Source organism: Mycobacterium sp. E2238 (assembly GCF_001672665.1).
Classification (GTDB): Bacteria; Actinomycetota; Actinomycetes; order Mycobacteriales; family Mycobacteriaceae; genus Mycobacterium.
In genome coordinates, this window is sequence record NZ_LZKF01000128.1 from 17,946 (window position 1) to 38,493 (window position 20,548).

21 protein-coding genes and 1 pseudogene are annotated in these 20,548 nt (G+C 68.4%); 8 read left to right on the top strand and 14 right to left on the bottom strand.

Going from position 1 to position 20,548, the window contains the following annotated elements; all coding sequences use genetic code 11:
* Window positions 1–4 precede the first annotated feature (4 nt).
* The gene (locus tag A5711_RS10775; RefSeq protein WP_067946252.1) at window positions 5–445 is read right to left on the bottom strand and encodes an SPW repeat protein; all 441 of its coding nucleotides are present in this window, start codon (window positions 443–445) and stop codon (window positions 5–7) included.
* 162 nt (window positions 446–607) lie between these two features.
* On the opposite strand from A5711_RS10775, the gene A5711_RS10780 reads away from it, so the two are divergent.
* Window positions 608–1,600 carry a nitronate monooxygenase family protein gene (locus A5711_RS10780; RefSeq protein ID WP_067946254.1) on the top strand — a complete coding sequence of 331 codons (993 nt, stop codon included), beginning with the start codon at window positions 608–610 and terminating at the stop codon, window positions 1,598–1,600.
* Here A5711_RS10780 and A5711_RS10785 read toward each other — a convergent pair.
* On the bottom strand, window positions 1,597–2,253 hold the full coding sequence (locus A5711_RS10785) for an O-methyltransferase (RefSeq protein ID WP_067946256.1): 657 nt from the start codon (window positions 2,251–2,253) through the stop codon (window positions 1,597–1,599). The two genes, A5711_RS10780 and A5711_RS10785, sit on opposite strands and share 4 nt — an antisense overlap.
* Before the next feature lie 157 nt (window positions 2,254–2,410).
* Here A5711_RS10785 and mymT point away from each other — a divergent pair, with 157 nt between their 5' ends.
* A complete protein-coding gene (mymT, locus tag A5711_RS26265) occupies window positions 2,411–2,557 on the top strand; it encodes a metallothionein MymT (protein WP_073877879.1) in 147 nt (48 codons plus the stop codon).
* Between the two features lie 114 nt (window positions 2,558–2,671).
* Here the strand turns inward: mymT and A5711_RS10790 are convergent, their stop codons facing one another.
* Genes A5711_RS10790 through A5711_RS10805 form a run of 4 tightly spaced genes read right to left on the bottom strand, consistent with a single transcriptional unit; the run spans window position 2,672 to window position 6,927 of the window.
* Window positions 2,672–4,747, bottom strand: coding sequence for a beta-glucosidase (locus A5711_RS10790; protein ID WP_067946287.1), 2,076 nt, complete (start codon window positions 4,745–4,747; stop codon window positions 2,672–2,674).
* A 50-nt stretch (window positions 4,748–4,797) separates the two neighbouring features.
* Window positions 4,798–5,310 (bottom strand): TIGR04338 family metallohydrolase, encoded by a 513-nt coding sequence (locus tag A5711_RS10795; protein ID WP_067946258.1) that lies wholly within the window; start codon window positions 5,308–5,310, stop codon window positions 4,798–4,800.
* Window positions 5,307–6,056 (bottom strand): DUF2786 domain-containing protein, encoded by a 750-nt coding sequence (locus A5711_RS10800; RefSeq protein WP_067946260.1) that lies wholly within the window; start codon window positions 6,054–6,056, stop codon window positions 5,307–5,309. The genes A5711_RS10795 and A5711_RS10800 overlap by 4 nt, the downstream gene beginning before the upstream one ends.
* A gap of 37 nt (window positions 6,057–6,093) precedes the next feature.
* A complete protein-coding gene (locus tag A5711_RS10805) occupies window positions 6,094–6,927 on the bottom strand; it encodes an alpha/beta hydrolase (RefSeq protein WP_067946262.1) in 834 nt (277 codons plus the stop codon).
* An 82-nt stretch (window positions 6,928–7,009) separates the two neighbouring features.
* On the opposite strand from A5711_RS10805, the gene A5711_RS10810 reads away from it, so the two are divergent.
* Together A5711_RS10810 and A5711_RS10815 are read left to right on the top strand one after the other, a co-directional pair.
* Window positions 7,010–8,011, top strand: a complete 1,002-nt coding sequence (locus A5711_RS10810) for a sigma-70 family RNA polymerase sigma factor (RefSeq protein WP_067946265.1) — start codon at window positions 7,010–7,012, stop codon at window positions 8,009–8,011.
* A complete protein-coding gene (locus tag A5711_RS10815) occupies window positions 8,008–9,417 on the top strand; it encodes an alpha/beta hydrolase domain-containing protein (RefSeq protein WP_067946267.1) in 1,410 nt (469 codons plus the stop codon). The genes A5711_RS10810 and A5711_RS10815 overlap by 4 nt, the downstream gene beginning before the upstream one ends.
* Here A5711_RS10815 and A5711_RS10820 read toward each other — a convergent pair.
* On the bottom strand, window positions 9,414–10,547 hold the full coding sequence (locus tag A5711_RS10820; RefSeq protein WP_082973964.1) for a dihydrodipicolinate reductase: 1,134 nt from the start codon (window positions 10,545–10,547) through the stop codon (window positions 9,414–9,416). The two genes, A5711_RS10815 and A5711_RS10820, sit on opposite strands and share 4 nt — an antisense overlap.
* A gap of 108 nt (window positions 10,548–10,655) precedes the next feature.
* Here A5711_RS10820 and A5711_RS10825 point away from each other — a divergent pair, with 108 nt between their 5' ends.
* The 4 genes from A5711_RS10825 (at window position 10,656) to A5711_RS10840 (ending at window position 14,840) form a co-directional block, all read left to right on the top strand.
* The gene (locus A5711_RS10825) at window positions 10,656–11,480 is read left to right on the top strand and encodes a MarR family transcriptional regulator (RefSeq protein ID WP_067946291.1); all 825 of its coding nucleotides are present in this window, start codon (window positions 10,656–10,658) and stop codon (window positions 11,478–11,480) included.
* Between the two features lie 25 nt (window positions 11,481–11,505).
* The gene (locus A5711_RS10830; protein ID WP_067946269.1) at window positions 11,506–12,231 is read left to right on the top strand and encodes a pirin family protein; all 726 of its coding nucleotides are present in this window, start codon (window positions 11,506–11,508) and stop codon (window positions 12,229–12,231) included.
* Window positions 12,232–12,265: 34 nt separating this feature from the next.
* Window positions 12,266–13,651, top strand: coding sequence for a YhgE/Pip domain-containing protein (locus tag A5711_RS10835; protein WP_067946271.1), 1,386 nt, complete (start codon window positions 12,266–12,268; stop codon window positions 13,649–13,651).
* A gap of 79 nt (window positions 13,652–13,730) precedes the next feature.
* Entirely contained in the window at window positions 13,731–14,840 is a 1,110-nt protein-coding gene (locus tag A5711_RS10840) for a phosphodiester glycosidase family protein (RefSeq protein ID WP_156673163.1), read from the top strand.
* On the opposite strand, the gene A5711_RS10845 is transcribed toward A5711_RS10840, so the two are convergent.
* The 7 genes and pseudogenes from A5711_RS10845 to A5711_RS10875 form a co-directional block, all read right to left on the bottom strand.
* Window positions 14,833–15,507, bottom strand: coding sequence for a YoaK family protein (locus A5711_RS10845; protein WP_067946275.1), 675 nt, complete (start codon window positions 15,505–15,507; stop codon window positions 14,833–14,835). The genes A5711_RS10840 and A5711_RS10845 overlap by 8 nt on opposite strands.
* 18 nt (window positions 15,508–15,525) lie before the next feature.
* Window positions 15,526–16,236 (bottom strand): mammalian cell entry protein, encoded by a 711-nt coding sequence (locus tag A5711_RS10850; protein ID WP_067946277.1) that lies wholly within the window; start codon window positions 16,234–16,236, stop codon window positions 15,526–15,528.
* Window positions 16,203–16,757, bottom strand: a complete 555-nt coding sequence (locus tag A5711_RS10855) for a mammalian cell entry protein (RefSeq protein ID WP_067946279.1) — start codon at window positions 16,755–16,757, stop codon at window positions 16,203–16,205. Before A5711_RS10855 ends, A5711_RS10850 begins: the two co-directional genes overlap by 34 nt.
* Window positions 16,754–17,725: an RDD family protein gene (locus tag A5711_RS10860; RefSeq protein ID WP_067946281.1), complete on the bottom strand. Its 972-nt coding sequence runs from the start codon at window positions 17,723–17,725 to the stop codon at window positions 16,754–16,756. The genes A5711_RS10855 and A5711_RS10860 overlap by 4 nt, the downstream gene beginning before the upstream one ends.
* Window positions 17,722–18,582 carry an Mce protein gene (locus A5711_RS10865; RefSeq protein WP_067946283.1) on the bottom strand — a complete coding sequence of 287 codons (861 nt, stop codon included), beginning with the start codon at window positions 18,580–18,582 and terminating at the stop codon, window positions 17,722–17,724. Before A5711_RS10865 ends, A5711_RS10860 begins: the two co-directional genes overlap by 4 nt.
* Entirely contained in the window at window positions 18,552–20,102 is a 1,551-nt protein-coding gene (locus tag A5711_RS10870; RefSeq protein ID WP_067946285.1) for a virulence factor Mce family protein, read from the bottom strand. The genes A5711_RS10865 and A5711_RS10870 overlap by 31 nt, the downstream gene beginning before the upstream one ends.
* Window positions 20,096–20,548: pseudogene (locus A5711_RS10875) on the bottom strand (mammalian cell entry protein); the annotation flags it as partial. The pseudogene A5711_RS10875 and the gene A5711_RS10870, both read right to left, overlap by 7 nt.

A 20,548-nucleotide genomic window follows, 5' to 3' on the forward strand; every position in this document is an offset into this window, starting at 1 on the left:
GAAACTATGCATGGGTGGCCGCCGCGCGTGTGCGCCTGCCGAAGTAGGTCGCGTTGAGACCCAACAGCGTCAACAACGCACCGGCGACGATGTTCGACCACATCATGCCCGCGGTCAGCGCCACACCCGGCAGAATCCACAGCGAGACGATGACCCACACACCGAGCACCGGCATCGTCCAGGTCATGCCGTGTGCGCGGTCGAGCGCCGTGGCGAACCCGTACGCCAAGAACGCCGCGGCGATTCCGGCAACCAGGTTGGACGTGGCGAGCGATCCCGTCGCGCTGAAACCCACCATCCACGGTGACGCGGCCACATACAGGCCGGTCAGCAACGCCAGCCCGAAGGTGACGTGCGCACTCATCGACTCGGCGACGCGGTCATAGCTCGCGCGCAGAGCCAACAAATCCGGGTGGTGATCGATTGATGAATGGACTGTACTCATTTTGTGACCTTTCTGTTATGCAGCAAGCCCGTTGTGTAGCAACCACTGTGGGCCGTCTGCACCCATCCATCTGCCGTCAAGATTACGCTCGATCGCGCCGCGCCAGCAACGAAATCGAGCCCGCCAGAGGACGGATTGGCCTGGCGCGTAGCGTCGTAAGACGTGGACATCGCGGACCGGCTGCGCCTGGATGTTCCGGTCGCGCAGGCGGGTATGGGCGGCGGCCTGGCGGGCGGGGCGCTGGCGGGTGCGGTCGCCCAGGCGGGTGGCCTCGGCACCCTGGGCCTGGCCACGCCGCGCCAACTGCGGGCGGCCATCGATCAGGTTCGGGAGCGGGCGCCGGGCCGGGCTATCGCAGTGAACCTGTTGATGCCGTTCGTGCACCGCTCGCACGTCGCGGTCTGTGTCGACGCCGGCGTCGACGTCGTCGTGCTGGCGTTCGGTGAGAAGCGGGGACTCGTCGCGCACCTTCGCGATGCCGGCATCTTCGTCTTCGTGATGGTCGGTACCGCGGCACAGGCCGGCGCCGCCATCGGTTGGGGCGCCGATGGTTTGATCGCGCAGGGCCGCGAGGCCGGTGGCCACCTCGTCGGCACCATGCCGGCACTGCGGTTCCTGCCGCAGGCGCTGGCGGCGGCCGGCGGTCGCCCGGTGTTTCTCGCCGGCGGTATCGCCACCGGCGCCGACACCCGGGCCGCCCTGGCGGCGGGCGCCAGCGGCGTCGTCGCCGGCACGCGATTCCTGATGACGCACGAAGCCAACGCCAACCGGGAGTATCAGCGCCGAGTAGCCCAGGCGGACAAGACGATCGAGACCAACCTCTTCGGACTGAGCTGGCCGCTGCGGCATCGCGTCGTGCCCAACGCCGCGACGCGGCGCTGGTGCCGCGACGACGGCTGGGCAAAGGCTTTGCCGGCGTCCGTCAACGCGGCCAGCCGCTCGATGGCCGCGCTGGGCTATTTCGACGCCGGCGCATTGATGCGCCTGCAGTCGGCGGGCCGCCCGCTGTTCACCCCGCTGGCACCGCTCGCCACGATGCCCGATGCGTCGGTGGACCGCGCGGCGCTGTACGCCGGTGAAACCGCGCTGCGCATCGGCGAACTCACCTCCGCCGCCCAGGCGGTCGCCGACCTCGGCCCCGCTGATCGGCGCTAGCGCACCAGCGCAAGCGCGAAGCCATCCCAGCGCTTGGCCCCCACCGTCTGGATCACCGCCGTGTCCAGTCGCGGGTGCTCACCCATCAGCTCCAGCGTCTCGCGCACCGCCCGCGCCTGGGCGTTGTCTTGCGGGTCCAAAACCTGCCCCTCTCGAATGACGTTGTCTGCCACGATGACTGCGCCGGGACGGGCCAGCCGGACCGCCCACTGCAGGTACGCGACATAGTTCTCCTTGTCGGCGTCGATGAACACCAGGTCGAACGGGCCGCCGTTCAACGTCGGCAGCGTGTCCAGTGCGGCGCCCACTAGCACCTCCACCCGGTCGGCGAGACCCGCCCGCTCCAAGTTGGCCCGCGCGACCTCGGCGTGCTTGGGTTCGTATTCGAGCGTCACCACCCGGCCCTGCGGGCCGGCACCGCGGGCCAGCCAGATCGTGCTGAAGCCGCCCAGCGTGCCGATCTCGAGGATGCGCCGCGCCTGGGTGGTCCCGGCCAACAGGCTCAGAAACTTGCCCTGCTGGGCCGACACGGCGATCTGCGGTAACCCCGCGGCGTCGCTGGCTTCCAGTGCCGCGCGCAGGGCCGGGTCGTCGCCAACCACGGTGTTGTCCAGAAAAGCGTCCACGTCTTGGGGGGTCGGTTTCTGCGTCATGTGGTCAACGCTAGCCGCGCGAGGCCGCCCCGGCAGTGACGGTCCGATCGGTATCGGACGGGTCACGACCATTTACCGGATACCCATGGGGGGTATATAGTGGCGTTGTGGTCGATCACAGCCGTAAGAGTCCACGACAAAGAAATGGGTGAGTGAAATGGCAAATTACGAAGCAGGCACCGAACTGACCTGCGGCCACGAGGGCTGCGGGTGTCGCGTTCGCATCGAGGTACCCTGCCACTGCTCCGGTTCGGGCGAGCCGTACCGCTGCACCTGCGGCGACGAGCTGACCCCCGTCAAGTAGCCCGCTGAGGCGCGCGTCGAGTGTGCGTCCACGGCGGCGACACGCCGGGGGGAGCAACCCTGAGCGCACGGTCAAAACCGTGAACGCACACTCGATGCGGCCAGCGGCCGCGGATCAGCGTCCGAACGTACGACCGGCGAGCTCTACCGTCGCCGCCAGCCGCGGCGCGACCGCCGACGCGCTGACCGCGACCAGATAACCGCCCGCCGTGATGCGCCAGCTTCCCGCGCTGCCTTCGTAGCGGGCGAGCAGGCGCGGATCCGCCTCGATGGTGACGCGGCGCGTGGCGCCCGGTTCCAGCTCGACTCGTTCGAATCCCAGCAACCGCAGGCATTTTCGGTCCGGAGCGGCGGTCAGGTACAGCTGCGGGACGTCGGCGCCGGCGTGGCTGCCGATGTTGACGACGCTGAAGCTGGCGGTCACCGTGTCCCCGCCGGTGACCGTCAGATCACGATACTCGAAGTCGGTGTAGGACAGGCCATGACCGAAGGCGAACATCGGGGTCTCGCCGGTGGTGGCGAACCAGCGGTAGCCGACATCGGATCCCTCGACGTAGTCGATCGTGCTCGGCACGCCCCACGGGGCGTCGCGTCCCGGCAGCTCCGGGCGCGGCGCCTGGCCCAGGTCAACCGGAAAGGTGATCGGCAGCCTTCCCGATGGATTGGCCTGGCCGGCAAGTACTTCCGCGATGGCCCTGCCGCCGGACTGCCCCGGATACCAGGCCTGCAGGATGGCCCGGACCGAATCCCGCCAGGGCATGCTCGCCGGGTTGCCGGTTTCGAGCACCACGACGGTGTTGGGGTTGGCGTCCGCCACGGCGGAGATCAGCGCGTCCTGTCCCCAGGGCAGCGACAGGTCGGCGGTGTCGAATCCCTCCCCTTCGGCGCGGATCGCGAACACGATGGCGATGTCGGCACGTCGCGCCGCGAACACGGCCTCGGCGGGACTCACGCCGGGATCGAATTCGATTTGGGCGCTGGGGAATTGCTTTCGCAGATCGTCCAGGGGGCTGGACGGCAGCAGGTGCAGCTTGCGTAGCCCGGCCTCCAGCCCCGAGCCGCCGATCGGGATGACGGCCGCGTAGCCGCCCGGCGGGACGACGGCGCTGGACCCGTAGCCGGCCGGCACCCCGATGTGCGCATATCCGCCGATGACGGCGATCCTCGCGGTCGACTCCGGCGCCAGGGGCAGCAGACCGCGGTTGGTCAACAGCACGATTCCCTGCCGGGCGATCCGCAACGCGATTTCGTTGTGCGCGGCCATGTCCGGCGCGGGCGCGGCTTCGGCCCGGTCGGCTCCGACCGCGAACATCGACCGCAGGATCCGCCGGACCATGTCCGAGAGGCGTTCGGGGGTCAGCCTGCCGTCCGCATGAGCGGCCCGCAGCGGCTCACCGAATGTCTCCGACTGCCACAGCAGCGCGTCGATTTGCGACCCACACTCCTGGTCCAGCCCCGCCAGCGCGCACTCCCACGACGGCGTGGCCCCCCAGTCGGACATGACCCAGCCCCGGTAAGCCCAGGCACCTTTGAGCACCGCGTTGATCAGGACGTCGTTAGCGGCGGCGTACGTTCCGTTGACCTTGTTGTAGGCGGTCATCACGGCACCCGGCTGGGCTCGCTCGATGGCGATCTCGAAGGCCAGCAGGTCGGATTCGCGATGCGCGTCGGGGTCGATGACCGCGTCCAAGAAGTGCCGATTGGTCTCGTTGCAGTTCAGCGAGAAGTGCTTGACCGTCGAGATCACACGTTGCCCCTGGATGCCGTTGATCGACTCCGCGGCGATAGTCGCGGTCAAAAGCGGGTCCTCGGAGAGGTATTCGAAGTTGCGCCCGTTGCGCGGGTCGCGCGCGAGGTTCATCGACCCCGCGAGCTGCACGTTGAACCCGCGACTGCGGGCCTCCCGGCCGATCACCTCACCCGCGGCGCGGGCCAGTGTCGGGTCGAAGCCGGCGGCCATCGCGAGCCCGGCGGGCAGCGCCGTGGCCGTGTCACCCGGGCGATAGCCCGGGTTGGTCACGCCCAGCCCGGCATCGCTCATCAGCAACGCCGGCACGCCCAGCCGCGGAACGCCCGGGACGTAGGCGGCGCTCATCGGAACCTCCGGTGGGATGCGCTCATCGCGCACCGGCCACATTTCACCGGCATCCATCACGCCGACCAGCAGCGCGAATCGCTCGTCGTCGGTCATCCGGGCTTCGACCGCATGCGCCCGGGCGTCGGCGTCACCGCCGAACGAGCTCACCGCACACCCTCTTTCGCGTACACGACCCGAAGCACGTGCCCGAGTTCGGGCCCCATCACCAGCTCCGCCAGCTCACCGAACGTCGCGACGAACTCCGGGCCGTGTGGCGGCTCGGCCTGGCACAGGTGGTGCGCGACTTCGTGGAGCACCACCAGCTCGCGCAGCGCCCAGTCGGCGGTGTCGCGGTCGGGGACGGCGATAATGCCTGCGCCATCACGAAATTCGTAGTGGGCGGCGGTCGCGGCCCGGCGCGGGCGCACCCGCAATGGCGGGACGGCGGGCCACCGCCGGCACACCGCCGGCAAGGAAAGCACCTGGTCAACATAGCGCTGGACGGCGGAGACCGAGCCGAATCGCCCCTCCGGCGGCAGCGTGAGCTGCGCGCCGAAAAAGTCCACGGCGCGCGACCCGTGTTCGGCGGCGCGGTCGAACAGCGTCCGGACGAACTCCTCGGCGGCGTACACCCTGGCTCGCTGTGAGTCCCGCCTGGCGGATGGCTCCGGGCTCACCGGCCCAGCGGGGCGCGCGCTCCGGGCAGTTCGGGGCTGTTGCCCAGCCGCGCCCGCCGACCGGCGCGGTCGCCGGCGCGCCGCGCCGCCGACGAATAGCCGGCCGTCGCCCGGCTCACCTGATAGGTACCGCGTGCCTTCGACGCGCTCCGATAATAGTCGTGTAGCTCGACGTCCTTGTCCCGCAACGCAATAGCGGTGCCCGGCGGACGCCGACGGTCCTTGGTGGCCTCGCGCCGGGCCTCGTCGCGCGCCTCCGCCAGGCGCTGGCCCACCCGCGCGCCGAAGGCCAGCTGGAAGTTGAGCCGCGCGGTGATGGTCGGGGTGGGCCGGTGCGCGCCCGACGCGAGGTAGGCATCCGACGCCCGCACCATCTGGACGACCAGGCTGGCGTACAACGCGTGCGTAGCGTCGATGTCCTCGGCGAACCCGTAGGCGTAAACGAATGTCGAATTCGACGCCACATCACAGCGCACGTCATTGGCCAAGGCGATCAACACGAACAGCTGCACATACGTCCGCAGCCCCTTGGTGCCCGCGTTGCCGATGGTGATCGTGCGCTGGGTCGGTGCCTGCGCCGGTGAGCGGTTGGCGGCGTGCGACCGCGCCACCGCCAGGTCGATCGAGGCCGCCGTCGCCAACCGCTGCGCGGCGCTCATGAAGGCGTCCGCCTCGTGCGGATTGTCGGTGCCTTCGGCCTGACGCAATAGCGCGGCGATGCGGGCCAGCATTTTGTCGTCAGTCATACGCGCCAAACTACGTGAGCGATCCGACACCCTCGGCTCAGAGCCGGGCGGTGATCCACGAGATCACGTCGCCAAGCACCTGATCGCACTCCGGCTCGTTGAAGACCTCGTGGTAGAGCCCCGGGTAGACCTTCAATTGGACGTCGGTGGAACCCACGCACTCGACCAGCCGCCGGCTGCCGGCGACGGGGATCAGACGGTCGTCGGAGCCGTGCACCACCAGCAGCGGCGCCGTCAGCGCAGGCGCGCGCTCCGGCATCGTCTCGCCGACCTGTAGCAGGGCCCGACCGATGCCGGCCGGGACCTTGCCGTGGTACACCAGCGGATCGTTCTTGTAGGCCTCCACGACCGCGGGGTCCCGGGAGATGGCGTCGACGTCGAGCTCCTGTACCGGCAGGCCGGGCACCAGGGCGCCGAGCACGCGGGCGGCCAGCACCATCAGCGGCGACACCTGATCCTGCGCCGCCACGGCCGGCCCCGACAGCACCATCAGGTCGTAGTTGTCGGGCCGTTCCACGCCGTAGGCGAAGACGATGGCGCCGCCCATGCTGTGCCCGAGCACGATGCACTTGAGACCGGGATGCTCGCGGCTGGCGATCCGGACCAGGCTGTCGAAGTCCGCGGTGTACTCGGAGATGTCGCGCACCAGCACGCGCTTGCCGCCCGAGCGGCCGTGCCCGCGGTGGTCGAGCGCGTACGTGACCAGGCCCGCCTCGCCGAAACGCCGCGCGACGTGGTCGTACCGGCGGGCGTATTCACCGAGACCGTGCGACAGGACGACCACCGCGCGTGCCGGGGTGTCGGGTGTCCAGACGTCGTAAACGATGCGCACGCCACCGGATCCGTCGAAGTTCCGTTCGGCTCGGTTCACTGCACGGTCCTGGTCATTACGGGCAGCGTAATGGCTCCCGGTGCAGATCGCCCTGCCAGACACTGTCGTAGGCTCTCCCATTGTGGGGCTGCTTGCGCAAAACACCGCGAACTCCGACCTCGGCGCGGAAGTCGGCGGGGATTTCTCGGCGCATGCCGAGCCGTACCGCCGTGAGCTGCTCGCCCACTGCTACCGGATGACCGGGTCGCTGCACGACGCAGAGGATTTGGTTCAGGAAACACTGCTGCGGGCGTGGAAAGCTTACGACCGCTTCGAGGGCAAGTCCTCGATGCGGACGTGGCTGCATCGCATCGCGACCAACACCTGCCTGAGCGCGCTGGAAGGGCGGCAACGACGGCCGCTTCCGACCGGCCTGGGCGCACCCAGCGCCGACCCGACCGCCGAGCTGCAGGAGCGCCGCGAGGTGCCCTGGCTGGAGCCACTCCCGGACCTGACGAACGACCCGGCCGACCCGTCGGTCATCGTGTCCTCACGCGAGTCGGTCCGGCTGGCGTTTGTCGCGGCGCTGCAACATCTTTCGCCACGGCAGCGGGCGGTGCTGCTGCTGCGCGACGTGCTGCAGTGGAAGTCCGCCGAGGTCGCCGCGGCGATCGGCACGACCACGACCGCCGTCAACAGCCTGCTGCAGCGCGCCCGGTCCCAGCTGGACGCCGTCGGGCCCAGCGCCGGCGACCGGTTGGCGGCACCGGACGCGGCCGAGACGCAGGACCTGCTCGACCGCTACATCGCCGCCTTCGAGACCTACGACATCGACCGCCTGGTGGAGCTGTTCACCGCCGAGGCGATCTGGGAGATGCCGCCCTACACCGGTTGGTACCAGGGTGCGCGGGACATCGTCACCCTCATTCACCAGCAATGCCCCGCCGAGTCACCCGGCGACATGCGCCTCCTGCCGCTGGTCGCCAACGGCCAGCCCGGCGCCGCGATGTACATGCGCGCCGGGGACCGGCACGTCCCCTTCCAGTTGCACGTGCTGGACGTGCGCGGCGACCGGGTGTCACACGTGGTTGCCTTCCTCGACGACAAGTTGTTCGCGAAGTTCGGCCTGCCCGATTCGCTATGACCGACCCGCTCGACGTCACACCCGCACCCGGGCGGCCCCTGCTGCTGCTGGGCGCTTTCGACCTCGCCGACGTGGGCTACCGCGCGACGGAGTTCTTCGTCGCCGGGACCGCTACGTCCTACGCCCCCGTCTCGGCGCTGGAGTCCGACGGGCGGTGGAGCGTAACGACCTCCGCGACAGCGGATTACACCACCCGCGTGGTGGTGCTGACACCCGCGGATCCGGCGCGGTTCAACGGGACGGTGCTGGTCGAATGGCTCAACGTGAGCGGCGGTCTCGACGCTCCCGCGGTGTGGATGATGGCGCACCGGGAGATCATTCGCGCGGGTTACGCGTACATCGCCGTCTCGGCCCAGCGCGTCGGGATCGATGGTGGCGCGAGTCTGCTCGGGGTCGACATGTCGCTGAAGAGCCAGGACCCGACGCGCTACGCGCCCCTGCACCATCCGGGTGACGCCTTCTCCTACGACATCTTTTCTCAAATCGGCAGCCTCATCAAAAGCCTCCGCGGCGCAACGCTTTTGGGTGACCTGCGGGCCCGGCACGTCATGGCGCTGGGCGAGTCGCAATCGGCGATGTTCCTCACCACCTACGTCAACGCGGTCGACCCGCTGGCCGCGGTGTACGACGGCTTCTTCGTCCATTCCAGGTTCGGCCCCGCCGCGCCGCTCGACGGAAGCTCCATCTTCGATGGAACCGGCACACCCCTGGCCGTCGCGTTCCGCCCGGACCTGCGGGTGCCGTTGCTGACGATCATCACCGAGACCGATCTCTTCGGGGGCGCACGGGAGGGCTATTACTTCGCCAGGCAACCGGACAACCAATGGCTGCGCGTCTGGGAGATTCCCGGCGCCGCGCACGCCGACAACTACACCATCCAGGTGGCGCCGATCGACAGCGGCTCGGCACCGCTCACGCACCTCGTCGCGGCCTATGCGCCAACCAACGTGCTTTTGGGCCAACGCTTTTCACATAACATCAACTTCGCCCCGCAGCACCACTACGTCGTGCAGGCGGCGCTCGCCGCGCTGAACACCTGGGTGGACACCGGTGCTCCAGCGCCCAGCGCGGCGCCCATGCAGGTGCGCGATGCCTATGGGCCGCTACCCGTTCCGGATGCCAACGGCCTGGCGCTGGGCGGCGTCCGAACACCCTGGGTGGACGTGCCGGTCGCACGAACTTCCGGGCTCGGCGGCGACGGGGGCGTCATGGCCGGGCTCTTCGGGTCCGGCGAACTCTTCGACGCCGACACGCTGCGCCGGCTCTACCCGGGGGGAATGGCGCAGTACCTGGAACGCTTCACCGCCGCCCTCGATGCGTCGATCAGCAGCGGGTTCATCCTCGCGGCGGACCGAGCCGAGATCCTCGAGCTGGCGGCCGCCACCTATCCCGGCGACCGCCCCTAGAACAGGCGGCTGTCCGGCGGCGGTCCCGCCACCGGGCGGACCAGCCCGGCCCCGGTGGTCAGCGGCAGATCCAGCGCCGAAAGCAGCCCGGGTGGGGCCGCGCAGACGGCGGGGATGGCGTTGACCATCCGCGAGGCGCCGGCGATGCGCGCACCCAGGTCGTGGTCGTGGTCCTCGGCCATCTCGAATTCACACCGCATGCTTGGTGATCCCTCGATCTCCACCCGATACAGGCCGCGTCCGGACGCGGCCCCGTAGCCGAGGTCCTTCGGCGGGATCGTGATGTTCGGTTGCGGCCAGTCCGGCGCGACGTCGTCGCGCATCCGGGTCACGTGGTCGAGGATGAAAGTTGGCTTGCCCCCGACGTATCCGGTCAACGTCGAGCGCATGGCCGCGATGGTCCCGGCGGCGACGTGGCCGGTGGGCGTGTCGAAGGCCTCGGCGGCGGGAATGCGTTCGTTGCTTTCCTCGATGTTGTCGATCTTGACCCCCAGGCCGGCGGCGAGCTGGTGCAGAACGGGGCCCCAGCCGAAGGTGAACATCCCGGGCTGGGCCGCAAACGCCTGGTACTCCGGCGGCTTGCCGAAGCCGAGAATCTCGTACACCGCCGCCTGGTCGGGATAGGTGGCGTAGTTGAACATCTCCGTCACCCGAACCGAGTCGATCGACCGGGAAACCCCGGTAAGCACCAGCGGCAGAACGTCATTGGCGAACCCGGAGTCGATCCCGGTGGTAAAGAACGACGCACCGCCGTCGCGTGCCGCCTGGCGCAGCGGGTCGGTGAAAGCGGCGTCGACACCGTCGGGATAGACCAGCGGCACCACCGAACACGACACCACGTTCTTACCGGCCCGCAGGATCGAGACCATGTCCCCGACGGCCTCCAGCGGTCGCAGGTTGGCGCCGGCGGCGTAGACCACCGCGTCGGCCTCGCCGGCGAGCAGCGCCGCCGGGTCCTGGGTGGCGACCACCCCGACCGGCCCGGTCCCGCACAGCTCCCCCGCGTCGCGGCCCGCCTTGGCGTCGCTGTGCACGACGAGATCGACGAGCTGCAACTCCGGGTGGTCGATCACGCCGCGTAGCGCGATCACCCCCATGGAGCCCGGCCCCCACACTCCCACCTTGATCATGACGGACTTTCTCCTAATATTAGGACAGTTGTCCTTGTATTTTGGACGGATCGTAGGGAGGTGCGCATCGGTACGTCAACCGCCAAATCACCGCCCACCGCCCGTGTGATGGATGTGCTTGCCGCGCTTGCGGATTCCCCACACGCGCTGGCGTCGGCTGAGCTGGCGAAGCGCTGCGCGATCAGCACCTCCACCTGCGCCCTGGTCCTGGCCGAGCTGGAGGGGCGGGCCTGGGTGGCACGCCGCGAAGATCGCCGGTACGTGCTGGGCAGCGGCCTGTTCGGGCTGGTGCACGGTCTGCGCGAGCAGTTCCCGTTGCTGGACCGGGGCCGCGAGGCGCTGCGGTTCCTGCACGAGACGCTGGGCGCCGGCTGCTCGATGTCGAGAATCGGCGGCCGCCACCTGACCACCGTCGACGCGGTCGGCCATGGCACCGACGGCGGGCAGGCCGTCGGCCAGCGCTTCCCCATCGACCCGCCGTTCGGCCTCGTGGCGATGGCCTGGCGCGAGGAGGACTTCGTCCACGCCTGGCTGCAACGAGTGATGCCGCGACTGACCCGGGCGGAAATCGCGCAACATCAGCGGGTGCTCGCCGATATCCGCGCCCGTGGGTACGGGGCCTGGCGCTTCGACGACACCCACCAGTCGCTGCACAACCGGCTGGTGGACGTGCTCGCTTCCCTGGAGCCGACGGCCCGGGTCACCCGCCAGCTCACCACCCTGATGACGATGGTGACGCTGCAATCCGTGACCGATACGCTCGAAAGTGATTTGGCCGCAGCTGAATTCGTTGTCCTGCCGATCTTCGGGCCGGACGGCCAGCCGGAGTACCAGATCGAGATCCACCTCGGCCGGCCCGCCGCGCTGACCCTGCCCGAGCTCGACGCCGCCCTCCGGCATGCCCAGGGGCTACTCACCGCGACGGTGGCCTGACCGCGCCGCCGATTAGGCTGACGGCATGGCGGCCCACGCGGAGGTTCGTCGCGCCGACGCGCGGGCGGTCACCACCACGCCCTGGCTGACCTCCCGGCACTCGTTCTCGTTCGGCGACCACTACGACCCGGACAACACCCACCACGGACTACTCCTGGTGAACAATGACGACATCGTCGCGCCCGGAACCGGATTCGACACGCATCCGCACCGGGACATCGAGATCGTGACCTGGGTCTTGCGGGGTCAACTGGCACATCAGGACTCGATCGGCAATAGCGGCGTCATCTACCCGGGCCTCGCCCAGCGCATGTCGGCGGGCAGCGGGATCCTGCATTCGGAGAAGAACGACTCCTCCACGCAGCCAGTGCATTTCGTGCAGATGTGGGTGGTCCCCGACGAGGCCGGCATCGCCCCGGGCTATCAACAGCGCGAGATCGACGCGAACGTTCTGGAGGGCACACTCGTGACGGTCGCCTCGGGCATGCGCGGGCAAGACGGGGCGATCACCCTGCACAACCGCAATGCCGCGCTGCACGCTGCGCGGTTGCGGACCGGTGACGCGGTGAGCCTCCCCCAAGCGCCCTATTTGCACCTATACCTGGCCCGGGGCGCGGCCACCTGCGAAGGTGTGGGCGACCTGCGGGAGGGTGACGCCGTTCGGTTCACCGACGGTGCCGGCCGGCGGGTGACGGCGAAGGAGCCGTCGGAACTACTGGTCTGGGAGATGCACGCGAAGCTCGGCGACTGAGCCCATAGAGTGGGCGTGACAGACAGGAGCCGGCATGTCTCAATCGCGACCGCAGCACGCGGCGCCGAATCCCAACCGGAACATCAAAGCGGTGCGGACCGTGCGGTTCTGGGCAGCGCCGCTCGTCATCACGCTGGCGCTGATGGCGGCGTTGTGCGCGCTGTACCTGGGCGGCATCTTGAACCCGATGACCAACCTGCGGCACTTCCCCGTCGCGGTGGTGAACGAGGATGCCGGGCCGGGGGGCGCGGAGTTGACCAGCCGCTTGGTGAACGGTCTGGACAAGAACAAGTTTGACGTCCGCGTGCTCACCCGTGACGCGGCCAGGCATCAGCTGGACACCGGCCAGGTGTACGGTTCGGTGCTGATACCTCCGAGCTTCTCGTCGAAGCTGCGCGACCTGGGGACGAGTGCGTTACTGCCCGGGCCTGCGGAACGGCCCGTGATCACGATTTCGACCAACCCGCGGGCCGGAACGATGGGTTCCAGCATCGCCGGCCAGACCCTGAACATGGCGATGGGCCAGGCCAATGGCGAGGTGGGCGAACGGCTGATCGCGCAAGTCAAGGCGCAGACGGGCGGCGCTCCGCTCGCCGGTGCCGCGGAGGAGGGCCTGTCCTCCCCGATCGAAATCGAGTCGACCGCGTACAACCCGCTGCCCAACGGCACCGGCAACGGGCTGTCGGCCTTCTACTACGCGCTCTTGCTCCTGCTTGCGGGGTTCACCGGCAGCATCGTGGTCAGCACGCTGGTGGACGCGTTGCTCGGTTACGTGCCCGCCGAATTCGGCCCCGTGTATCGCTTCGCCGAGCAGGTCAGGATCTCGCGCTTCCAGACGCTGCTGCTCAAGTGGGCGATCATGGTGTTGCTGGGGCTGCTCACCTCGGCCGTCTACCTGGCCATCGCCCACGGGCTCGGCATGCCCATCGATCTTGGCTGGCAACTGTGGGCGTTCGGGGTGTTTGCGATCGCCGCGGTGGGCATCACCTCCAGCTCGCTGCTCTCGGTGCTGGGCACGGGCGGCCTGTTGGTCAGCATGCTGATCTTCGTGATCCTCGGGTTGCCGTCAGCCGGGGCCACCGTACCGCTGGAGGCGACGCCGCCCTTCTTCCGCTGGCTGGCCGAATTCGAGCCCATGCACCAGGTTTTCCTGGGCGCCCGGTCGCTGCTGTACTTCAAGGCGCGCGCGGACACCGGAATATCGCAGGCGCTGATCATGACGTCGATCGGTCTCGTGATCGGCCTGCTGCTGGGCGGCATCGTCACGCACCTCTACGACCGCAAGGGATTCCACCGGATTCAGGGGGCGGTCGAGATGGCGATCGCCATGGAACACCAAGCGCAACACCAGGCCGGCCAAAGCGGCAAGCACGAGCGGGCGGTCGCCCCCGAGCCCGAAAGCTCAAGCGAGCAAACGTAATTCGAACGCCGCCAGAGCGTCATCCGCCCGTTATTTAGATTGACAGTGTGACGGATGTGACTAATGATGTTGATGTTGCATCCACACCAGGGCGGAAAGGGCGATCGTGCTGACCCGACGCGCCAGCTTGCGCCGGATGGTGTCCGGCTGCACCGCCGTAGTCGCGTGCGTCGCCCTGGCGTGCACCACTGGACAGCCGGCCGCGCACGCCGCCGACGGCCGCGATCTGCTCGCCAACGCCATCAACACCACCAAGGGTTCCTACCTGGTCTACAACTTCGGCCCGGGTCACCCCGCGCCGATGCTCAACGCCGGCGGTAGCTGGTATGAGATGAGCAATGGCGGCCACCTGATGATCATCAAGAATGCGGCGGGACGGCTTTCGCCCCACCTGCTCGTGGACACCCATCAGGGCGATCAGGCCCGCTGTGAGCACAATCCCGGGGCCCGCACAGCTGAGGGGCTCTGGCAGGCATCGGAACTCTATGCGCCACTGCAAGCGTGGCAGCGGATGGGCCAACCGACGATCGCGATCAACGCGAACTTCTTCGACGTGCGCGGGCAGAAGGCCGGGTCTTGGCGCCAGACCGGCTGCAGCTCACCGCTGGGCGCCTTCGTGGACAACACCCACGGCCAGGGCCGAGCCAACCAGGCCGTCACCGGCACCGTCGCCTACCCCGGCAAGCAGGGGCTCTCCGGAGGCGGGGAAAGCTGGAGCGCCCTGACGACCATGATCCTGCCGTCCGGCGGCGCGCCGTACGTGGTGTGGCCCAAGACCAAGAGCGACTACGACTCCGCGACTCCCGTGGTCGAGGATCTGCTGAACAAGAACGAGCGGTTCGTGGCGGTATCCGGCATCGGGCTGTTAGCGCCCGGGCAGACCGGACAGCTTCACGACGGCGGACCCAGCGCCGCGCGAACGGCTTTGGCGTACTCGCGGCAAAAGGACGAGATGTACGTCTTCGAGGGCGGCAGCTACACACCGGACAACATGCAGGACCTGTTCCGCGGCCTGGGCAGCGACAACGCCATCCTGCTCGACGGGGGCGGGTCGTCGGCCATCGTGTTGCGCCGCGACACCGGCGGCATGTGGGCCGGCGCGGGTTCGCCGCGGGGCTCGTGCGACACCCGGCAGGTGCTCTGCGATTCGCACGAGCGTGCGCTGCCCAGCTGGCTGGCCTTCAACTAGCCCGGCCGAAGCGGAAGATCAGCAGGCTGGCGGCCACCACCGCGGCCGTGACGGCGAACACCGGCGCGACGACGAATCGTGACATGGTCGCACCCAGGAATGCGCCGGCACACATCGTCAACACGACGCCGAGACGCAACGTTTGCCGGTCGCCCGTGCCGCCGGCCAGGCGGCTGTCCAGACCGAGGCTGACGATCGTCGACGTCAGCACCGTGGTGGACAGCTCCTGGATGCCGAACTGGCGGGCGCTGGAATGCTGCAGACCGAACGTGACCGCGAGGACGCCGATCATGATCAGCTTGGTGTTGTCGTGATACCGCAGGATCCCGGTGCCGGCCAGCGTCGCCAACGCCACCAAAAGGATGATCTCCGTTGCCAATACGGTGGTGATCCACCGCAACGTCCGGTCGGCGAAGTGTCGGGATATCCCGCCGCTGACGATCGTGGTGCACACGAAGGTGGGCAACGCCACCACGACCGCCGTCAGATCGATGGACGTCCTGGGCGCCAGCCAAAACCCCAGGAAGATAACGTTTCCCGTCATGTTGGCGACGAACACGTGGCCGAGCACCAGGATGCTGATCGAGTCAGCCAGGCCGGTGGCGAAGGTCAACAGCAGCAACGCCGCGACGGTCGACCGCTCCGACACCGGCGAGGAAACAGCCATGGGTCGTAGCAGACCTCGCTAGAGGTGCGGCGTCAAATCCAGCGACGTGATCGTCGTCATCCTGGTCACCAGCCAGCGGCTCTTCGCGCGCTTGAGGAACAGCCGGTAGGACAGGTACTTCAGTGACGGCACGTTCTTGGTGAGCGGGCTGGTGGACGTGGTGTTGGTGTACACGATGACAACGGCATTGGCGTCATCGATGGTCTCGACCGCCGCGCCGGTGACGTCGGTGTGGTTGGTGATCTTGGCCTGTTTGTTGGGAGCCACGATGGCGTCGACGAACTTACGGTACTGAGCCTCGAAATCCCCACTGAGGTAGCGGGACGCGCGGTCGGCGAGGGTGTCCATGTTCTCGGGCGTGTACGTCCACAGGGTGGTGATCGCGTCTGCCGCGGTCCGCGCCACTTTGAGTTTCGTCGCCGCGGCGGCACGGTCGGTCAGATACGGCTGCACCGCCGCGCCGGCGAACGCCGCCGAGCCGACGAACAGCAAAGCGGCCACGATGACGGTGATGGCCATCCGCTTGCCGGCCAGCCATTTGCGTCGTTTGCGCCCGGCGGGTTGCGACTCGGCCGGCTTGGCGTCACCATCATCGGTCGTGGATTCCGCTGCGGCAGAGGCGTCTTCGTCGGCATCCGCTGACCCGGCGCGCTCCTCGGCCGAAGCTTCCTCGGTCGCCGCCTCCTCGGCGGCGGCTAGATCACCTGCTGCAGGTTGCTGATCTTCCACTGCTTTCCTTCCTGCGTAGCGGTCGCCGTCCACCGGTTGGCGTTCTCCCAGACTTGTTTACCGTCCGGCGACTTCGAGCTGACCGAGGTGGCCACGATGACGGTGACGCTGCCGTCGTCGTTCCATCGCTCCACCCCCGCGTCCAGGACGGTGCCGGTGGCCGGTTCGGCCCGCGCCACCTGCAGCAAGATCTCATTCGCCTTGTCGCGGTACTCCTTGGCGAAGTCACCGGTCGCCTGGGCGAGTACCCGCGTCACATAGTCGTTGGCATGGAATGGATCGATGGAGGTGAATTGCGTCATGAAGCCGGTCACGTAGCTGAGCACTTCGCGATTCTTCGACGCGGCGCGCTCGCGGCTTTCATGGTTGATGAGCATCAGGGTGCACACCGTGATCGCGGCCGTCATGACGAGCGCGGCCAGGGCGGTGGCCAACGGCAGGCCCCACGGCCGCCCCGGCGGCAGCGGGCGCGCGACCAGCAGCGGCTCCTCGCCCGGCTGAAACTTGCGGCGGGGACTCATTTTCCGCCCCCTGGCGGTTTGGGCTTGGTCAGCACCGTGAGGTCGTCGACGAGCCAACGGCCGCCGCCGTCTTTGACGAAAGTCACCCGAACGGTGGCGGAGATGTAGCGTTCATCGGGCGCCGCGCCGCGCCGGCCCTGCATGAACATCAGCATCGTCGCCCGATCGGGCGACGCCGACTGGATCGCGTGGTCGGTCACCCAGTATTCGTTGATGACCGGGTTGCCCTTTTGCACCATGTCCTGCTGGTCCGCCAGCTGCTTCCGATATTTGTCGGTGGCCAACGACAGGGCGCGATTGAAATCGTCGTGCAACGATTTCGGGTCGTAGGTCAGCATCTGCGCGACGATCTTCGGGCCCTGCGTGTCGAGCTGTGCACGCGTCTGGTCGGTGGCCCGATCCCGCGAGAACACCGCCGCATAGCTCAACACCGCGCCGGCGAGGCACAGTCCCGCCGCGCCCAGCACCACCACCGCCGTCCACCGCCGCACGTCGAACGCCGGCTCGGCCGATTCCCGGCGCCGCGCTTCGGTGCGCAGCAGCATGTCGGCGAAGGTGCGGCGCCGCGAATCCCATAGCGGCCAAAGCCATCCCACCACCGATACGGTGTCGAGCAGGTGCGCCATGTCCCGCAGCAGCAGCCCCCACGGTCCGATGGGTTCGCCATCGCGCCGCGCCACCGCGATGCCGAACAGCGCCCGTCCCACGCTCCAGCCGGTGACCGTCGGCAGCAGCAGCCGGTTGACCAACATCAGCAGGACGACGACCCCGATCACCGCGATGCACAGCCACCACCACACGCCGCCGGCCGGAACGGTGAAACCGGCCAGCGCCATCGTCGCCACCACCGCCGCGCCGGGCAGGACGTCGACGGCGAGTGCGCCGGCGCGAATGTGCCAGGGCGCCAACACCTTCCGCGGGGACTCCTGGACGGCCGTGGCCGGTGGCTTGTCGACCACCACCGTCACTTCGTCACCTGGTCGAGCTTGGCTATCTTGTATTGCCCTTCGGCCTGGGCCATTTTCACCCGCAGGCGGTACCCGGTTTCGTTCTGCGTCTGATCATTGGCGACCTTGACGCGGACCGCGACGAGCACCTCGACCGAACCATCGGGGTTGTTGCGTTCGACCGCCGCCCGCATGTCCGACACCTGGACGTGAACGTTGGCGGCCTGGTACGCCTGAACGAGCATGCTGGTGTAGAGCAGGGCTTGCGAGCGGAAGGCGTCGGTGCCGCAGTCGATGATCTTCTGCTCACTCGCCGCCATCGCGTTGGTGTCGGGCGCCTGGGTCGCCGAAACGCAGTCGACGGCGGCCTTGAGCGCCGCGGCGTCGTTGCGGGCTATCACCTGGCTGTCGTGGTGATAACGCAATGCGAAGTATCCGCCGGCGCCCACGCCGGCGGCGCAGAGCACGAGCACAGCGGCGATGCCGGCCAACCAGCCGCGGCCCAACCGCGACGGGCGCCGTCCGGCGAGCACGCCGGGTTCGGCCTCGGATTCCGGCGGCTCGTCGGCGGCGGTTTCGGCGGCGGTTTCGGCAGGGGTCTCCTGGGTCGCGGCCTCGGGTTCCGCCGGTTCGGCTGCGGTTGCCTCGCCGACCGACGGCTCCCCGGCCGTCGCCGCTTCATCGATCGAGCCCGTCCCGTCGGCGCGGGTCGCCTCGGTGGCGTCCTCGGGCTCGGCCGAACCCTCGGCCGTCACGTCGGGATTGGTCGGGTCGGCGGCGACCGCCGGATCCTGGTTCTTCGGACGCCGTCTGCGCAGACGACGAAGCTTCGGCATCGGTGGGGGGTTCAGCCGGCTGGCGCCAGCATCTCCTTCCATCCGTCGTCTCCTGTTCTGGCTGAGTTTTCGACGGAGTATTTAACCCCGTCTGGCCCTACCAGTTGACCGCTTTGGGGACTATAGACCGCCACGGGAGGTCCACCGGGGGTGTAGACACACGGGTTGGGCTGCTGGCCGTTGCACTGCACGGTACCCGACCCCGGCCGCGACAAGGGATCGCTGGTCGGCGGGGGCGTACCCGACACCCGGTCCGAGGGCGCCGGGTTCAGGCCGTTGTCGATTGACGGTGCCGGGATCACCTGACCCGGTTTCACCGGCTGGTCACACCGCGCCGCGGGGGCCGGGCAGGTCAGGATCTGGTTGGGGTCGCCATACCAGGGGTTGGTCCCGGCCGGGACGTACGGGTGGGGGTCGCGGCATTCCCGGGGGGTGGCCGCCCGCTTGCCCTCGATGTCCGTACAGGGGATGTTGCGCGATCCGCGCACGCTGTTGGCCGGGGTGTCCATCGGAATCTTGCAGTACGTGCCCGACGGCAACGGCTGCAGGCTGGTGTCCGCCGGGGACCGCCACTCCGATGCCGGAATGAAGCCGGTCAGACACGGCGGCGGCTGGTTGATCGACAGCGCCAGGTCCAGTGCCGCCATGTTGGGGAACGGCGCGGCCACCGTCTGGGCGATCGACGCGCCCTGCGGCAGGAACACCAGGACCTGTTCCACGCCGGTGTGGTAGCGCTTGAGCAGGTCGAACACCACCTCGAGATTCGCCAGCGTCTGCGGCAGCGAATCCCGCACGTCGTTGAACACCTCGTTGACCTGGTCGGCCGTCGGCGCCGCCTGGCGCAGCACGCTTTTCACGTGCTGGTCTTCCTGCGCCGACTGCGCGCCCAGCCTGTTCAGGTTGCGCGCCCAGCGTTCGATGGCATCGCCCGACTTGACCTGGCTGTCCAGCACCGGGCCCGAGTTTTGGATGATGTCGTTGACGTCGGTGATGTTGGTTTTGAAATCGCCGACGATCGCCTGCGTGGAGTCCACCAGCCGCTGCAGGGCCGGACCCAGCCCACCCACGGATTGCGCTGTCTCGTCGAGCAATTGGGCGATCTTGTCCTTGGGCAGCACGGCGAGCCCGCGGTTGGCCGTGTCCAACGCCGGCCCGATCTCGGCGGGCACCGTGCCCTTCGTGATCGTCTGACCGTTCGACAAGAACTTGCCCGGGTTCCCGGTCGACTCCAGGTCCAGGTACTGCTCACCGACGGCCGACACCGAGTGCACGTTGGCCGTCGCGTCGGTCGGGATCTTGTAGCGGCTGTCGATGCTCATCGTCGCTTCGGCGCCCCGCTCGGTCGGCTCCACATCGGTGACCTTGCCGATGGTGATGCCGCGATACGTGACGTTCGCCGTCGGGTACAGGCCGCCCGACGCGGGCAACTCGGCCTTCAGCGTGTATCGGCCGATCCCCACCAGGCTCGGGATCTGCAGGTAGTACACCCCGAGCACGAGCAGCGAGATGACCGTCAGGATTCCGAACGCGATCAACTGGCGTCTGATGAAAGGAGTCAGCAATTCCTGTCCCCCCTTTCCACCAGTGGCCCACCGGGCGCGTCGTTCGGGTTCGGCGTGTAGCGGACGTCGGGGATCATCGTCTCGGGATCGCGCCCGAACGACTGCTCGAGCGCCCGCAGCGCCCCCGACAATCCGGTGCCGGTGAGGAACGCGTTGTCGACGGAGCTGTAGGTCACGTCGAGCGTCAGCGAGATGTTGATGTAGTCGCCGCGGAAGATCTTCGGCACGGTGTCGATGTCGAACGGCTGGGTCAGGATCAGCTTCAGCGCGCCGATCAGGTACGGCGAGCCCTTGCCCAGCTCCTTGAGCGGACACTGCAGCGCCTGCAGGTCGGTGTGCAGCGGCCCGCGGGCTTCCGACAGGTACTGGTCGGCGGCCTGGCTGAGCCGTCCCACCGCGTCGACGGCGTTGATCAGCAGGTTCTTGGTGTCGGCGAAATGCTTGAT

What these genes read in the sequence shown, in the direction of transcription:
- A5711_RS10775 (WP_067946252.1), bottom strand. Translation starts at nt 445, where the DNA reads ATGAGTACAGTCCATTCATCAATCGATCACCACCCGGATTTGTTGGCT.
- A5711_RS10785 (WP_067946256.1), bottom strand. Translation starts at nt 2,253, where the DNA reads ATGACGCAGAAACCGACCCCCCAAGACGTGGACGCTTTTCTGGACAAC.
- mymT (WP_073877879.1), top strand. Translation starts at nt 2,411, where the DNA reads ATGGCAAATTACGAAGCAGGCACCGAACTGACCTGCGGCCACGAGGGC.
- A5711_RS10790 (WP_067946287.1), bottom strand. Translation starts at nt 4,747, where the DNA reads ATGACCGACGACGAGCGATTCGCGCTGCTGGTCGGCGTGATGGATGCC.
- A5711_RS10800 (WP_067946260.1), bottom strand. Translation starts at nt 6,056, where the DNA reads ATGACTGACGACAAAATGCTGGCCCGCATCGCCGCGCTATTGCGTCAG.
- A5711_RS10815 (WP_067946267.1), top strand. Translation starts at nt 8,008, where the DNA reads ATGACCGACCCGCTCGACGTCACACCCGCACCCGGGCGGCCCCTGCTG.
- A5711_RS10820 (WP_082973964.1), bottom strand. Translation starts at nt 10,547, where the DNA reads ATGATCAAGGTGGGAGTGTGGGGGCCGGGCTCCATGGGGGTGATCGCG.
- A5711_RS10825 (WP_067946291.1), top strand. Translation starts at nt 10,656, where the DNA reads ATGGATGTGCTTGCCGCGCTTGCGGATTCCCCACACGCGCTGGCGTCG.
- A5711_RS10830 (WP_067946269.1), top strand. Translation starts at nt 11,506, where the DNA reads ATGGCGGCCCACGCGGAGGTTCGTCGCGCCGACGCGCGGGCGGTCACC.
- A5711_RS10835 (WP_067946271.1), top strand. Translation starts at nt 12,266, where the DNA reads ATGTCTCAATCGCGACCGCAGCACGCGGCGCCGAATCCCAACCGGAAC.
- A5711_RS10845 (WP_067946275.1), bottom strand. Translation starts at nt 15,507, where the DNA reads ATGGCTGTTTCCTCGCCGGTGTCGGAGCGGTCGACCGTCGCGGCGTTG.
- A5711_RS10855 (WP_067946279.1), bottom strand. Translation starts at nt 16,757, where the DNA reads ATGAGTCCCCGCCGCAAGTTTCAGCCGGGCGAGGAGCCGCTGCTGGTC.
- A5711_RS10865 (WP_067946283.1), bottom strand. Translation starts at nt 18,582, where the DNA reads ATGGAAGGAGATGCTGGCGCCAGCCGGCTGAACCCCCCACCGATGCCG.